The organism is Paenibacillus sp. FSL H3-0457 (genome assembly GCF_037981725.1).
Lineage (GTDB): Bacteria > Bacillota > Bacilli > Paenibacillales > Paenibacillaceae > Paenibacillus > Paenibacillus amylolyticus.
Genome location: NZ_CP150283.1, coordinates 462,714 through 479,014 on the forward strand (window position 1 = coordinate 462,714; position 16,301 = coordinate 479,014).

General features: G+C 46.6%; 12 protein-coding genes. 6 read left to right on the top strand and 6 right to left on the bottom strand.

Annotated features, from left to right (window positions below; genetic code table 11):
* Positions 1-52 precede the first annotated feature (52 nt).
* The 5 genes from MHH25_RS02215 to MHH25_RS02235 all read left to right on the top strand — a co-directional run bounded on the left by MHH25_RS02215 (position 53) and on the right by MHH25_RS02235 (position 8,001).
* The gene (locus MHH25_RS02215) at positions 53-3,463 is read left to right on the top strand and encodes a type 2 lanthipeptide synthetase LanM family protein (protein ID WP_340019010.1); all 3,411 of its coding nucleotides are present in this window, start codon (positions 53-55) and stop codon (positions 3,461-3,463) included.
* Positions 3,456-5,672 carry a peptidase domain-containing ABC transporter gene (locus MHH25_RS02220; protein ID WP_340019011.1) on the top strand — a complete coding sequence of 739 codons (2,217 nt, stop codon included), beginning with the start codon at positions 3,456-3,458 and terminating at the stop codon, positions 5,670-5,672. Before MHH25_RS02215 ends, MHH25_RS02220 begins: the two co-directional genes overlap by 8 nt.
* 397 nt (positions 5,673-6,069) lie before the next feature.
* A complete protein-coding gene (locus MHH25_RS02225) occupies positions 6,070-6,351 on the top strand; it encodes a hypothetical protein (protein ID WP_076319547.1) in 282 nt (93 codons plus the stop codon).
* 31 nt (positions 6,352-6,382) lie between these two features.
* On the top strand, positions 6,383-7,672 hold the full coding sequence (locus MHH25_RS02230) for a hypothetical protein (RefSeq protein WP_036616678.1): 1,290 nt from the start codon (positions 6,383-6,385) through the stop codon (positions 7,670-7,672).
* 56 nt (positions 7,673-7,728) lie between these two features.
* Complete coding sequence (locus MHH25_RS02235) at positions 7,729-8,001, top strand: hypothetical protein (RefSeq protein ID WP_017691024.1); 273 nt, start codon at positions 7,729-7,731, stop codon at positions 7,999-8,001.
* A 227-nt stretch (positions 8,002-8,228) separates the two neighbouring features.
* Here the strand turns inward: MHH25_RS02235 and MHH25_RS02240 are convergent, their stop codons facing one another.
* The 4 genes from MHH25_RS02240 to MHH25_RS02255 all read right to left on the bottom strand — a co-directional run bounded on the left by MHH25_RS02240 (position 8,229) and on the right by MHH25_RS02255 (position 12,883).
* Positions 8,229-9,005 (bottom strand): YcnI family protein, encoded by a 777-nt coding sequence (locus MHH25_RS02240; RefSeq protein WP_036616680.1) that lies wholly within the window; start codon positions 9,003-9,005, stop codon positions 8,229-8,231.
* Between the two features lie 465 nt (positions 9,006-9,470).
* The gene (locus MHH25_RS02245; RefSeq protein ID WP_340019013.1) at positions 9,471-11,186 is read right to left on the bottom strand and encodes a copper resistance protein CopC; all 1,716 of its coding nucleotides are present in this window, start codon (positions 11,184-11,186) and stop codon (positions 9,471-9,473) included.
* A gap of 208 nt (positions 11,187-11,394) precedes the next feature.
* A complete protein-coding gene (locus MHH25_RS02250; RefSeq protein WP_036616682.1) occupies positions 11,395-12,051 on the bottom strand; it encodes a response regulator transcription factor in 657 nt (218 codons plus the stop codon).
* Between the two features lies 1 nt (position 12,052).
* Complete coding sequence (locus MHH25_RS02255; RefSeq protein WP_076319546.1) at positions 12,053-12,883, bottom strand: histidine kinase; 831 nt, start codon at positions 12,881-12,883, stop codon at positions 12,053-12,055.
* A 305-nt stretch (positions 12,884-13,188) separates the two neighbouring features.
* Between MHH25_RS02255 and MHH25_RS02260 the strand changes: the two genes are divergently transcribed.
* Positions 13,189-13,356: a hypothetical protein gene (locus MHH25_RS02260; protein ID WP_017691019.1), complete on the top strand. Its 168-nt coding sequence runs from the start codon at positions 13,189-13,191 to the stop codon at positions 13,354-13,356.
* 133 nt (positions 13,357-13,489) lie between these two features.
* Here the strand turns inward: MHH25_RS02260 and MHH25_RS02265 are convergent, their stop codons facing one another.
* Positions 13,490-15,322: a diguanylate cyclase gene (locus MHH25_RS02265; RefSeq protein WP_051449905.1), complete on the bottom strand. Its 1,833-nt coding sequence runs from the start codon at positions 15,320-15,322 to the stop codon at positions 13,490-13,492.
* A 310-nt stretch (positions 15,323-15,632) separates the two neighbouring features.
* Positions 15,633-16,223, bottom strand: coding sequence for a DUF5317 domain-containing protein (locus MHH25_RS02270; protein ID WP_036616686.1), 591 nt, complete (start codon positions 16,221-16,223; stop codon positions 15,633-15,635).
* Between the last annotated feature and the right edge of the window lie 78 nt (positions 16,224-16,301).

The following is a 16,301-nucleotide window of genomic DNA, read 5'->3' on the forward strand; positions in this document are numbered from 1 at the left end:
TGTTATATGAGGTTTTGGGCACGAACCATCCAATAGAAGGGGAGATAAAACGATGAACATACAGGAGCGGTTACATGACTCCCGGTGGAGTGATGCACTCTACTTAACGGAGAAATACAAGCAGTTTGTGCAGCGATATGCTGCCCAAGTTCCCAATGATCTCTTATTTAGCGAGGAAATTGCTGTTGATATAAATGAAAAAAATATAACTGCTGACGTTCAGCATGGGGACATGCCTGTGGAGCACACTTCCGAGTCGGGAAGGATGCAGAAATGGCTTGAAAAGTTTTTTCAGGACCAGGAGCTATTGTCCAATCGCTTCCAGGCTGAATCCATGAATATGGAGACGGTGCAGGCTATGTTTAACGATACAGGCTTCATGTACGACTTTGTGCAGATGCCCTGGCATCAGGAACTCTGCAGCACATTTCTGGAGAATGAGCATTTGGAGATCGAATATTTTATTGAGGGGAATACGGAAGAAATCCCGTTCTTTGAGTTTTCTAGACCCTTCCTGCAACGATCCATTCAGATCATGACGGACGGCTTGAATGATGGATATGAATGGCTGGACAAACGACGTGTTACTGGGCTTGTTCTGAAGACCGTCTCGGATAAAGTGTTCCACATGTCTGCCAAGACACTAATCTATGAATTAAATAAAGCGAGATTGCAAGATGAATTGAGAGGTGAGGATTCCCGGCAGCGGTATCTGCACTTTGTGAACCAGAACATGCAGTCCAGGGATCAGATTCTCTCCTTACTACTGGAATATCCTGTTCTTGCACGAGGACTTGTCGAGCACACTCTTCGGATCAGTCTGAATATGATGCGTGTTCTGGAGCGGCTGACAAGAGATCGTCGTGAACTGGAATCTTTTTTTGATTTCAAGCTGGATAAGCTGGAGGATATCGTATTTCTCGGGGATTCCCATAACGGTGGAGCTAGTGTATTGCGGTTGGCATTTGCCGAAGGGGTCAATGTCATGTACAAACCTAGGAACATGGCCATCGACACCGCTTTTGCCAGTCTGTTGCAATGGTTTAACGATCAGCGAATAGGATTACCCTTCCGTATTGCCAAATCGCTGGATCGCGCCGAATATGGCTGGCAGCAATTCATTCCCTATGAGGAAGTCACCAGTCTGGAGGGAGCGGAACGCTTTTTTGAACGGCAGGGGCAGTATCTCGCTATTTTGTATGCCGTTAATGCAACAGACATGCATATGGAGAACATTGTTGCTCAGGGCGAGCATCCCTTCTTCGTCGATCTGGAATCACTGTTGCATAATCAACCTTTCAAATATGAGGAGGAGAAGGCACACTATACAGCGCTGGAGAAGACCCTTTCGATATTGAATAATTCCGTGTTAAAAACGAGCATGTTACCAACGTTGGATTCCAACGCTTTGTATCACAGTGATCTGAGCGGACTTGCAGGGGATGTGGATCAGGTACTCAATACGTATGAGATTCATGATAAAAACACCGATACCATGAGAATCCAACGAAGCAAGGTGAGTGTGAGTCGATTTAGTCATTTGCCTTCATATGAACATACACCCATTAAACCTGAGCGATATATCCAAAGTTTGAAGGAGGGTTTCTATCGCATATACAGTGCTATTATGGAGCAAAAGGAGTCATTTATCTCAACAGTCCGCAATGACTTCCATGGTTGTGCTGTACGTACCATTGTTCGTCCGACCGTTACGTATTTTACGCTCATTGAAGCCAGTTCCCATCCGAAATATCTCAGAGACGGGTTGGATAAGAATCTGTTGTTCGACATGATGTGGATGATTGTGCGGCAGGATCGTGATCGTGAAAAACTGGTGAGATATGAGTGCCATGATCTATTGCATGGCGATGTACCCATGTTCCAGACGTTTATCGGTGAGCAAATGTTGTTCCACCACTACGACAACCAAGCGATTGACGGCGTGTTTTCCTCCGATATTTTAACGCAGACCGCGGATAAAGTGCGGGCGATGAATCCCAAAGACATGGATATGCAATGGGAGTTTACCGAGCGTACAATCCAGACTAAATATGTCCTGGAACGCTCATTCGCCATGGAGAAAAGCACGGAAAGCGTCCGACCGGAAATATTGAATGAACATCAAATACACATGACCAAAGAAGAATATTTGCAAGAAGCCGTGAGGATTGGGGAGTACATAAAAGATATTGCTATTATGGGAGATGAAGGTCTTTCGGTGTCATGGATCAGTATGGGTATGGATGCAGACGAGAAGCTGATCTACAAATCTTCCGAGTTGGGGTTATATAACGGGGTAACCGGTATTGCCTATTTCTATCTGTATCTGAGTCAGGAGACAGGTGACCACAAATATATGCAGATGGTTAATCTGTGCATTCAGACTGCCTGGGAAATGATTCGCAAAAGCATCGACAAAAACATCTCATTGTTCACTGGCTACGGGTCGCTTCTCTATCTGCTGGTGCATAAAGCTAACGTATGTTCCGAGCCGGGGATCAACCCGGATACGCTGGAATTACTCGATATCTTGGACGATATGATTGATAGTGATCAGCAATTGGATGTGATCTCAGGTTGTGCGGGCACATTGATGGCATGTGTGGACATGTATACGAGCTTCCAATCGCAAAAAGCGCTGGATGTGGCTGTGCGATGCGCAGACCGATTGCTGGATCTTGCCCAGCCGATGGATCAAGGTATGGCTTGGGTGACGTCAGCGATCAATAAAACGCCACTTAGCGGTATTGCACATGGCAACGCAGGTATCTGTCTGAGTCTGGCTCGTCTATACAGTGCTACAGGCAACAAAGCCTATCTTGAAACTTGTATGGAAGGACTGAAGTATGAGGAAGCCCTCTACAGCCCTGAAGTAAACAATTGGAAAGATCTGCGGTTCACCGATGGCAACATGCCGGAAGAACACTATGTTATGTACTGGTGTAATGGCGCACCCGGTCTAGGGATCGCCCGCGTAGGGATAGCGCAGCAATTGAGGTCATTGGGAGCTATGGATACGATAGAGACAGATATCCGCAGGGCGTTAGCCAAGACGATGGAAGAAGGGTTTACAGAAGTTAGCTATTCGCTCTGCCATGGGGATATGGGCAATCTGGAGCTGTTCCTTCTCGCAGCCGATTACTTGCAGGATGAAGAGTTGAAGGAGTTCTCGGTTCAGATGGCAAATTACATTGTGACACAGGTGAGACGTGATAACCATCATTGGAGATGCGGCATTCCGGGTCGTCAGCAAATCCCAGGACTGATGCTAGGGCTTGCCGGAATTGGATATCAATTGCTCCGACTGTACAATCGTGACCTGCCTTCAGTACTGATGATGGAAGGACCAAAGGGCAAGGGGATAAGGGATATGGCTCAGACATACGCTATGGAAACGGCGTCCGCTCAGCAGCAGATGACTACTATGGAGCAGTCATCCCATATGGGGCAACATCATGCCTGAACGGCCTGTATTCCGTCTGCGCCGGAAGAGACAACGCAAAATCCCTGTCAAACTGCAAATGAATCAATATGATTGTGGTCCCAGTTGCTTGCACATGTTACTCGCATATCATGGCTATGAAGCTGATTTCACCGATCTGAGGGAACGTTTTGCAATGCTGGGAAACGGCAGGGATGGTAGCTCCATGCTCAAAATGAAAGAGGTTGCTAAGACCTATCACTTGAAAGGGATAGCCAAAAAAGCGCCTGTTGAATCACTTAACAATGATTTTCTGCCAGTCATTTGTTTCTGGGAGGACAATCATTTTGTCGTGCTTGAGCGGATCAAGACGAGTGGGCACTTCATTATTGTTGATCCGGCTTTGGGAAGGCTGGTTATCAGTACGCAGGAGTTTGCGGAGAAATATTCAGGTATTTTTTTGCTCGTATATCCGGATGAGGGCTTTGTACCCTTGTCCGAGAAAAAGATTAGTAAAGTGGCGTACTTCAAGGATTTGATTCGCAGTAACAAAAAATATTTTGGTTGGACCGTTCTACTTGCTCTGGGGCTACAATTGGTTTCGGTGGCCTTTCCGTTCTTGATGCAGGTTTCGATTGATGCGGCCACTAGCGGTGAGGGCTACTCGTTATTTCCTGTCCTGATCACCAGCATTGTGCTGTTAACCCTATTTCAGATCGGTTTCAGTTATATGAAGGATATGTGCATCGTACGGCTTCAGGAATTGTTGGATTCCCAACTGACGACAAACTTTGTCTCTCATATGCTCAAACTGCCTTATCAATATTTTGAAATTCGTTCGCGCGGGGATTTGATGCTACGGATTAATAGCAATACGACCATTCGAGAGATTTTGTCCCAGAAGATGATCTCTACGCTGATCAATCTATTTTTAATTGTTGTGACCTTCACGTATATTGTAATCCAGTCCCGTTTGATCGCTTTTACACTGCTTGGTGTTGGACTGGTTCAAATTCTTGTTTTTGTATACACACGTAGCAGATTCAAGAAACTGACACAGACCCAAATTGTTGCCCAAAGTTTGGCTGGATCATTCATGACGGAAGTGTTGGAAGGCATCTCGACCATCAAATCACTTGGGATTGAAGAGCGTACCGGGGAAAAATGGAGAGCACTATTCATGCGTCAGCTCGCAACGGTCAAGGAAAAAGCTATTTTTCAGACAAGAGTAAATACCGTGACGAATACGCTGAGTTTTATGACTCCGATGCTCATTCTGCTGGTGGGACTATATCAGATTATGCAGGGGAATATGACACTTGGTATGCTCGTTTCATTCCAGTCCCTGGCCGCGCTGTTTCTGGGGCCGCTGAACTCGCTTGCTTTGATGCTGAACGAGTTCGTGATGGCGGATGCGCTGCTGGATCGAATCTATGATGTCATTCAAGCCGAGGAAAGTAATAAATTCAAGAAGAAAACACCGACCCTCCGAGATGTAAAGCTGAATGGGGATATTACAATTGATCAGGTCAGTTTCAGGTATACCGACTACGGGGAAGATGTGCTGAAAAATATTAATATTACGATTAAAGCAGGGCAAAGGGTCGCTCTGGTTGGCAAATCAGGCTCAGGAAAGAGTACCTTGGCGAAATTGCTGGTAGGGCTGTATACGCCCACACAGGGTAATATCTATTTTGACGGCGTGGTTGTAGAAGAACTGGAGCAGCAGGATATTCGCAGCCAGATCAGTATCGTGCTTCAGGATAACTTTGTGTTTAACAACACCGTGTATGACAACATCAGGCTACATGCAGAGGGTTCAACGCTGGAGGATGTAATGTTCGCAGCGAAGCTGGCGGATATTCATGACGATATTGAGAAGATGCCAATGAAGTATAACACACTGATCTCTGAAGCGGGTTCGAATCTGTCTGGAGGGCAGAAGCAACGTGTTGCTCTCGCACGAGCATTGGTAAGCAGACCCAAAGTTCTTCTGTTGGATGAGGCAACTAGTGCTTTGGATACTGTTACAGAAGCGACGATTGCCCATAATCTGAATATGTTGAAATGCACCCAGATTATCATTGCTCACAGACTCAGTACCATTCGAAGCGCGGACACCATATATGTACTGGATCAGGGTGTACTCGTGGATGCTGGAACACATGATGAATTGATTGGACGGTGTAAATCCTACAATGATCTCGTGTGTGAACAACTGGACGAAACCGGGGCCAGACAGTATGGATGAGGCTAGTGAGGATGATGTTGACGGAAGACAAAAGGCTTTCTTTTCTACACAATATGTGTTGAAGAGAATGCTTTTTTGTTATATATGGAAAATTCGAGAAGCTAAACTGATGCAAAATTCAGGAAATCGGGTAATATACACGCGAACACGCGTATGAATCATATTAGGAAGAAAGATACATAAAAACGATGCTCTCAGCCGATGTGGTCATGTTGATTTTGTACTATGATTCAGTTAACAGAAGCAGAAGGCATGGGTGAATGATCCTGATTCATTGGGTGCACATATACATTGAAATCATAAGAAGAAGGTGATTGGTATGAGGCCAATACAAAAAAAGGTATGTGTATTCTTAATAATTGTGCTATCTATCTTTATTTTGGGAGGCTGTCAGAACATGAAAGAAAGTGAGAAACAGGCACTTTTTCAAGAAGCAGAAGCGAAAGCGGTCAAATATTTCAAAGACAAGTATGAGATGAACGTTGTTATTACCAGCAAGGAGTTGCTACCCGAAATGGCACTGGACTCGATTGCAATGGAAGGGCATGTGGTAGAGCAGGAGGATCAGGAGTTCACTATTTCCTATGACTATAGTGATAAAAAAATCAAAAATTTTGGAATGAGCCCTGCCATCAAGGTAGCCATCATTGAGAAAGGCTACGATCCTTTTGCCAAGTAGATTGTATTGAATTTTGGGAGGTGAACATAACATGGGGGATACACCAAGAATTGATGATGAAACATACCGTCTGATGTCGGAACTGGCTTATGAAAATGCCAAAGCAGGTACTGAATATGCGAATCTACCAGGCTGGCAAGTGCTTGAGGATACGCATGGCAACGGTTATTCCGGGTTTGACGCAGTGACTTTTTACAATCCGGAAACGGGGCAGGCGGTCATTTCTTACCGAGGAACAGAAGGAAGTGCCGGATGGGATCGTAAAGGGCCTGATTTTCTGGCGGATGGTCAGATTGCGATCCCCGAACTGGGCAGAAAAATTGAACAATCTACCGATTTCACACCCGATTGGTTATCAGGTGGAATTCAAAAGGTAAAAGACGTCACCGGACTGACTCATTTGGATAATGCGGTGGGTGAGCTGGATAGACAGATTGATAAAAAGCTGAATCCTTTTCCAAATCAAATGTACGAAGCAGAAGACTACGCGAAGGATATGCAGAACAAATATAAGAATTTGGACTTCTCTCTGACAGGGCATTCATTAGGCGGCGGAAATGCTCAGTATGCAGCAGCGCATACGGGAATGACGGCAGTAACCTTTAGTGCGCCATCTGTAATATCCAGCTTGACTCCATCACTGAAACGTAAGGCAGAAGAGGGTGGATTCGATAATCAGATCGTAAACTTTGGTCACCCGGGTGACTTTGTCGCCAGTGGATTCTTTGGTGGCTATGATCGTCATGTGGGTTCCATGTATTACATCAACTCTAATTACAAGGACATGAATGACAACATGAGCATGGGAGATAAGATGGGTAACACCTTTGGTGGGAAGGAATACCACGACCTGAAGCAGTATCAGTTCGAGAATGGTTATATTTCCAATGATCTATACGACCCTACCACTGGTGAGAAAATCAATAAAACTCCCCGTGAACCTTCCAATATCATGACGGAGCTTGCGGATGTTATGCGTAGCTTTGGTGTGCAGACTAACAAGATGGTTGCAGGTGTTGGCTCAGTGGGGGGAGCTTCAGGTCTGATTCAGGTAACGCCGGAAGAACTGAAAAGTGTCGCTTCACGGTGGAAGCAAAATGCACAACAGTGCAATGCGGAGCTGAATCAGGTGCGAACCCGCATGGCCCAATATCTGCATACGAGCCGCAGTCGCAGACTGGAGCCAATTGTCACCCAATTGGACGCATCCATTCATGAGCTTGGCACATGGCATATGAAACACACCAGCCAGTTCCTGAACTTTATTGATGAGAAGGCGGATGCTTTCCGGCAGGCGGACGAGAGTCCGGTTCATTTTTAATTAGGATTTCTGGGTGGCTAGCGTTGATATCACGTACATAGGGGAGGGGAACACGAGTGGGTGGACAATTGCTGGTGGAATTGAATGATCTTCGGATTGCGGAAAAAGAACTTACACAGCTGCTGGCCCGTCTGCAAGCCGATGAGCAAGAAGCGCGGGCGCTATACAGTCGGCTGAACGATTGGAAAGGCCAGTCCGCAGATCATACAAGACAGCAGATTGAAGAGTTTTTTGCGGGCTTGTCCAGACGTATTCAATCCATTGAACAGCAGAAGAAAAGCTTGCTGCAATACATTGAGATCATGATCCAGACGGATCAGGAACGCTAAAGGGTGGTAAGGCTGATGCCAAATTGCGGATGGTAATCAGCGTGGATAAGAGTGTGACCGTGGAGCGGCATGATTAGTGCCTTAACCACGGATTGTAAAAAACATGGGTAGCCAATCAAAATGATGATAGCTAAAAAGCCTACGGCACATCGGGTTTGATCCCGTATGCCATAGGCTTTTTGTTATCTGAATTTTTCTCAGGTTTTCGTAAAACTGTAAGTTAGTTCTTAACGTTTTTTGCGACGTGTAGCCAACGCAATCCCCAAGAAGGACAGGATCAGGGCCAGAATGGATACGATCAATGTTGCTTGTTGAAGCTTCAGCGTACCCGGGTCTGTATCCGTGTTGTTTGGTTCACCTGTAACGGTGTCATTGAGTGCATCGCCCAGCGTGGTGTCATCGTTTGCTTTGCTATCGTCGGTAGCTGCATTATCTCCAGTGGCGCCTTCTGTACCTGCACTATCATGTCCATCGTTGGCATGACCTCCACCTGCCGCAGCATTACCAGCAGCAGCCGGATCTTCGCTAATCGTTGTGATACTGTGCGGGTTGGCATCACTTGGTTGGCCTGTCCATTCTACGATGCTGCCATCACTGTAGTATTGGAAGGCATCCCAAGCTATTTCAGCTTCCGCCTTAGGGTTCTGTGCAACGAAGTTGAACTGCTGGAATTGTCCTGCCAGAATGCCTTCGTTATCGCCGTCAATTTCCCACGTAATCGATGTTACTTCATTGGAATCGTTCTTCTCTGTGGTGATTTTCCAGCCTGCCAGTGGTTGATATTGCTTGAATGCAACACCTTCCGGAACTTTCATGGTGATTTTGGTTGTAGGCAGTTCTTTCTCGGATGGAATCTTAATCGTGTACGTCTGCCATGCACTTGTCTGTGCAACGGATGGGCTAACGGTAACATGAGCGCTAGCGAATCCGGCGAATAACATGAATGCTGCGGTACCTGTTGCGATAGTGGATGTTAGTTTGGAAATCCATGATGTTTTCTTCAAAATAAATAACCCCTCTCAGTTCTTATCATATATGATTCGGCCCATTTTCTTAAATGAGTGTCTACGTTCTGCAAAGGCCGTTTCGGTTACGAATTGTTCTTTCGATGACCGTTATTCCCGGAATTTATTGATCCAACTATATAAATTGAACTAAAGATGGTTTACACATGCACTCCGATGACAGAATAACCTTCCAATCGCTGTTATCCCCAGATTTTTTGATTCCCTTTTCTTAAAGGGGAAAATCTGGGGATAGCATATGCTTCCGAAGCAGCTTTCTTTCAGAAAGCTTTTAGGCGAACGCCTCGCTTCTTCACGCTATTTCTGTCCTCTCCGTTCTCGTGTAGACTCAGAAAGCTTTCAGCTTCGCTTCTCCAAAATCAAATTCGTTCCCTTCACTACATTTGCAGTTAGTAGAAACGCTCATTTTAAATTGGGTCACTTTTCAATATAAACGTTGTGTAACTATGGCTTGGCGGTGTCGATCTCAAATTCGGCATCCAGTGCATCCAACGTCTTGGTCAGGAGATGTACCTTGATATTCCAACGTCCAGGCATGGAGATGTAATCTTCAGCCTTGTACACACCGGTGTCGTTTTTCGGAATGGTAATCTCATAGATCCCCATATCCATGTCCAGATGTGTGAGTGACAGGGTGATCTGTTCCAGATCGTTAACGATACTTCCATCTGCCCGTTTCACATCGACTTCAAACTGATTCTCTCCCGTTACATTGGGACTCACCTGAAGTGTGATCGCCGAGCCGTCTTCTGTAGTCTTTGTCTCCTGATACGGTCCGACCGCAGCGGGTTGTCCTGGAGACAGGTGTGTCAGTACGGCAGCAAGAGCGAGAATGACAGCACCGGTGGCAAGTTCCGCTTTCAGGCTGCCGGATAATCTGCTTCCCGTTGCTGCTCTTGCCAATCTGGCATGACGCCACGCGAAGACAAGCATCACAATAAGCAGGGCGATCTTGCCGATCAGGACAAGGCCATAAGCTGTAGTGAACAAGGAAGTCAGCACAGGTGCTGGTAGAATAATCAGACTGCTGTATATCCCTGTAGCAACCAGAGCGGCTACGGCGCCAATTCCCCAGGCGGTAAACCTGCGAATAGCAACCCAGTAGACCTCTCCTCGCACCTTCGATGGCAGCTTATCCGCCAGTGGAGGCAAACATATCGCCATGGCAGTTAGTGCGCCAATCCAGAAAGCGGCACCGATCAGATGCACGAAGTCCATGGCAATCGCGAGAGCACGTTGATCCGCCGCAGCCGGATGTCCCGTCATGGCATGCGTGAACAGCCATCCAAGCACGAGCACAAGTGAGCCATAGGAAGACCAGATGCGAGCACGGATGGATCGATCGCGATCATATCCGGAGAGAATCGTGACGGCCAGCAGCATTACAATGAGTATTTGTAACATCCAGATCTGACCAAAGGATGTCAGCTTGAGCGCACTTCCGATCAGTGCCCAGCTTAGTTCGTTCAGAGCCACGCCAGATTCATATAACGTATTCAGTGGCAGGCTGACCAGAGCGGCAAAGGAAGCAGCAGCGTAGCTGATCCATAACAATCTGTAGCTGCCCGGAACGTCCATAGGTTCTCTTGTCATGGATGTCGGTGCGATTCGCAGCAGTAAGAATGCAAGTGTCCCCAGAATGACAGACAATCCGAGATACTGAATCCAGTCTGTCAGGGATACAATCCATTTCAGCGGCCCACCTGTTGAACCGGAACCGGATGTAAGATCACTCAGTCCGGCAGGAGAACCGGATGGTTCACCGATATGGAAAACATACGCCCCTTGAATTGGATGTCCATCGGCAGATACAGCTTTCCAGTTAACGGCATAAGTCCCGTTCCCGAGTCCAGCTTGCAGGCCAGTCTCCAGAATATGAGGGCGATCCACATCAATCTTTACATTTCCATCGTCTGCCTGATTGCCGTCAGGGCCGGTAATTTTGATATCATAAAAGGCCGTCTGCAAGGATTCGTTGAACTCCAGCGTCAGCCGCTCCGGAGCAGCTACGAGGATCTCATTTTCTCCTGGCGAAGCCTTAACAATATAAGCATGGGCAGATGCCCACTGTGGCATAACAAGGCAACATACGAGCAACAGACAGGTGACCAATGCCCAGTGCCGTTTGCCCCATTTCAGGGTAAAGCTTGTCAAAATCAAAAAATCATCACCCTCAGGTTATAGATTTGTAGTCATTCATGGTCCTTTAAACACAATCTAACCCATTATAACTTTGTCCAAAATGACTGCGTATGACTACATTGGGCTATAAAAAAACGATTTGGTCTACATAATTGTGACAAAAGCATGAATGCTATGTCATTTCTCACCTATGTCGGAAGCATCATTGACTCCGAATTAACAATGTTTATTTGCGAAGTTTACGTCCTGCAAGCCCGCTCTCTAGTGCGTAGCGGGTGAGTTGTACCCGGTTTTCAAGCTGGAGCTTCTGCAAAATGTTTTTGAGATGATTCTTCACCGTCTGGTCTGAAATACCGAGTTGATCGGCAATTTCCCGATTGGTATATCCCGCGGATACCCATTGCAGAATCTCAAGTTCCCGCGCCGTTAGCGGGTTATCTTGCACATCTTCACTGCGTGGTGCGGGGAACTCCTGCAAAATCCGGTAGGCCAGTTCCTTACTGAGCGGTGCGTCGTCACTGACGATGGCGCGCAGGTATTCAAGCCAGGTGGAAGGCGTTAGATTTTTGAGCAAATAGCCTTGAGCGCCTTGTTTCAGTGCTTCGAACAGAAACGTCACATCATCCGATACCGTGACCATAACAACAATAACATAAGGGAATCGCAGCTTGATCTGACGGGTGGCTTCCAGCCCATCCATGCCCGGCATCTGCACGTCCATCAGGATCAGGTCGGGCATCCATTGCCCGGTGAGTTCCAGCGCTTCCTGTCCATTCGAAGCTGTACCAATCACTTCAAACAGGCTGTCCTCGGATAAAATGCTACAGATCGCTTCACGCGCATGCGCATGATCATCAACAACCAATACACGTACATGTTCCATATTAAGCATGCTCCTTTCCTATCATCATTCGTGTATGCCCCGGTCTTGAATCGAGGGTGAAAGACCAACCCATCTCGGCAGCACGCTCCTTCGTAATTCGCAGTCCGTACCGATCCTTCAGATGAAGAGGATCTCCACTTAGTCCATTCCCATTATCCTGAATATAAATGAACCAGGCAATTGGGTTACCTTCCGCATGAACCTGAACGCGGGTAGCCTGCGCATGTTTGCGTACATTCAGTAGTCCCTCCCGGATACAGGCGAGCAGTTCCACTTGTTCCTTGGCAGAGAACGTTACACCCCTGAGGTCCCAATGAATCTGTGCACCAGGTACCGTTTCCTTGACGAGCACTTCAACCTGCGCATGTAGTGAAATAATTTCTGACGTTACCGTAGAGGAAGGAACAAAACGCAACTGGGCAATAGCTTGCCTTACATATGTATTGACTTCATGCACGGTTTTTTGAATCTCCTGGATCTCATGCTCATGTCCGCTGCCTGCCAGACTGCGGCCTGCTTTATCGGTCTTCACTGACAGCAGGAAAAGAGACTGAGATATGCCGTCGTGAAGTTCTCGCGCCAATTGGTCACGAGCTTCCAGCGCTGCTTTTGCTGCACGTTCCTGCTCCAGAGCAGCCCTGGCACCTTCGAGCATGTGGAACAAGCGGCTGAGCAGTGTCACGCTGACGAGGTAAACGATGAGGGGTGTTAACCAGTTTCCTGCATCCATCGAAAGGTATGGCATCAGAAACTGATGGCGAATGTATTCCCAGATGCCAACCGTGAATGTGGGGATCAGCAGAATCATCCATTTGATTTGTTTATAGGACATGAATTCAGAACTCCTTTGATCTAGGATTAGCTTAATTAGGTACTTTATTTATACAGGGATGGGACCATTATAACGCAAGCTTGTCCAAGACCCTAGTCTGTGTCTTTGGAGAAAGCTGGGGAGGATCAGGGAGTATTTAGAAGGATATCTAAGAATGACAAGGGGTGAAATATTGTCACGCTAGGTGAGGGTTGGTGTGACCAGCTGAGGGGGGCTGAGTCCGTTTTCCCTATCGGAGAAGGTCCTCTATACTTAATATAGAACGTGAATTCATTACAAAACATGTTAAGGAGTGAAGCAACAACATGAGTCAAGAAGTATTGGAACGTCGCAGTGAATTGCTCAAAAAGAACATTCATCAGATGCTTGTTCAAGACAATCAGCACGGTATCAGTCGCCAAGACAACATGTTTTTGCAGCAGATGATTAAAGAGCTGCATCAGACCTCACATGAGCTGAATACCAAATCTTAATGTAGAATCTGCACGAGAATGAAGTTGTCTGGTGTACGATTCATTCCATGAAAATGAAAATGGCGCTATCTCCGATCAGACCGGGGATAGCGCTTTTACTTTTTCTGGGCTTATAGAAGAAGTTCTGTTTATTTTACTGCAACTGTTGCTGAGCGGTTCTTTTCTCAATATATTGAATGAACAACTCGGCAAGCTCCGGATCGAACTGTGAACCCGAACATGAGCGTAGCTCCCGAATGGCTTCTTCCACGTTCTTGGTTTCCTGATACGGCCGCTCTGTCGTCATGGCATCAAAGGAGTCAATCACGGTCAGCATCCGGCAGAGCCGGGGAATCTCGTTACCCTTCAGGCCGTAAGGATAGCCTTTGCCATCATAGCGCTCGTGGTGAAGTTCAATATACGGAATCAGATCGGCGAAGCGATCGTTCGTGATCACCATTTTTTTGCCCCAGGTGACATGTCCTTTGATCGTTTCCCATTCTTCTGCGGTGAGCTTGTCCTTTTTGTTCAGAATGGACCAAGGAATCTCCAGTTTTCCGATGTCATGAATCAGTGCTCCCAGCACGAAGCGACGTTTTTCCGCATTGTCCAGTGCGAGCAATTCACTGATATCCAGTGCATATTTGTAGACCCGTTTGGAATGTTTAAACGTATCCATATCTTTGTATCTGAACAGATTGAGCTGCTGCTCGATGTCACGAACGTCCTGTACCAGATCAATCTCGTGTTCCATGCCATCATTGCTGCCGTGGCGGTGCACGTTGTTCTTGCCCTGTTTCTTCGCATAATATAGTGCTTTATCCGCCTGATCCACAAGCTGGGATTTGTTATACATATCCACCTGATAGGGTGCGACGCCAGCAGAGAAGGAGAGACAACCGTGTGGAAACACTTCAACGCCTTCAAACGGCGTGTCGTTCAGTTGTTTACGCAGCTTGTTCATGAACCTGTAGGATTCGTCCAACTCCATGCCTGGCATGAGCAAAGTGAACTCTTCTCCTCCATAACGAAAGGCGGTAACAGGTGTGCCTTCCGTCTTTCGCATTAGAAAATCCCCCAGCAGGGCTAGCAGACTGTCACCTTGAAGGTGGCCAAACCGATCGTTATACTTTTTGAAATCATCGATATCAATAAGTCCCAGACAGAGCGGGGTTCCCTGCGTTCGAGCGTTAGTCAGTTCGCTTTCTAACATGCTTTCGAAATAACTATGGTTGAACAGACCCGTACGTTGATCCGTGTTGGCCTTTTCCTCAATCGTCTGATACATCACGAACAACTGCCTGAATGCATGGGAGAGCAGAATGCTAAGACTTAGATACAACAACAGGCCAAGTACGCCATTGTGCACAACCAGAATTGTCAGGACCAGCGCCAGAATCAGCGTACACAGATAAACCAGCAGGGATTCGGTAACGAATGCCCGCTTCATCTGCTGTAATGCATCCTTTGTTGAGAAATGAAAGAATAAGCCAAGTGTGATCGTGTTGATGATGAAGTAGGCTGCGAGCGCTGCAAAATAAGGAATCAGGTTATAGCCGTCCAGAGTTCCAGATTGCCCGCCAGTCCACTCAAACACGGCAGCTGCTCCCGTAATCATGAGACTGTAGATGCTGAAATTAACAATGTGTTTCCACCAGGTTAGCTTGCGCTCTTTGATTAACAGGATGATGGAGACAGGAAGCAGTACGGATAAACTGAAAGCTCCGCCAAACATGAATATACAGGCAAGGTATACCGATGAATCCATGGATTGCTGATTGCCTTTGGGTGGAATCTGGAACGTGAAATAATCCAGAATTAACGCCGCACCCAGCATGGTGTAGACCATAACCCAATCCGCCGTGGTTAGATGAAGGTAAGACCACTTGTTCATGTATAGAAAAACACCGATCCCGGTACAACTAAGCAAAATAACATACATACTGCTTCGATCTGCCTTATGGATAAGGTTACGAATAAAGTTCATAAAAAATCTCCTGCTTGAGTTTAGTCTAATCTTGATGTGTATATAGTTGGTGTTCTTCTATAGGGATATACTATATAGATGTATAACATACCAAGTTGCCTGCCAAAAATCCAGACAGAAAAAACAGGCCGCTGGCAGCCTGTTTGTCTTGTTGGGTGGTATGGATACTAGCCGCCCAGCTTGTATCCCGAAGTTAACGCTACAACGACAGAAGCCACGATGATTGCGTTGATGACAATGCGGGAATATTTCACACCTTCAAATTTTTTCATGGAGAAGACCTCCCTTCCTTGGAGTCTACCTGTTTTCTTCAAGCCTGATGAGTTTTAGCAGGTTGCACAGCCTTTTTGTCCCGATTCACCATCATGTATTGAATAAAAAGGAATATGCCAATATTCATGACCACATCACCGATGCTGATGACCTGAGTCCGTGGGTAAGGGCTGGAGAGTGGGATGATATCACCGAGAAAAGGCAGATTTGTAGATGCATCCATCATAAAATGCTTTGATACGGCGCCGCCTTCCCGGAGCATGTCTACATAGTAGGGTCCCAGTACAGCGGAGGCTTCCACAGAAACAGGCATGCGCCCACCGTTTACAGCCATAACGGCAAAATTGAGAAATACCCCAATCCAGATGAGCATGAAACCGGTATGGTGTCTGTTGAGCCACAGGAAAGCGAGCCCTGTAATGTAGACGGCAGCAAAGAGATATCCATTAATGGATGCCACCCATTCGAATCGTTCCTGGAGATAGAAAATAAAGAACTGGATTAGCAGCAATACAGGGAAAATCCAGCCACTTCGCAGCTTGAGTGCTGCAAACTGGTTGAGCCCATGCCGCAACCCGCCCCGAAAAAATCCAACGATCAAGCCTAGTAGAATACCGTCATATACCATGGAGTAACTCCTGTTCGTGCGGAGATATGCAATATGATTGCGTGTTTGTGTACATAAAGGATTCGACCTTATATTGGT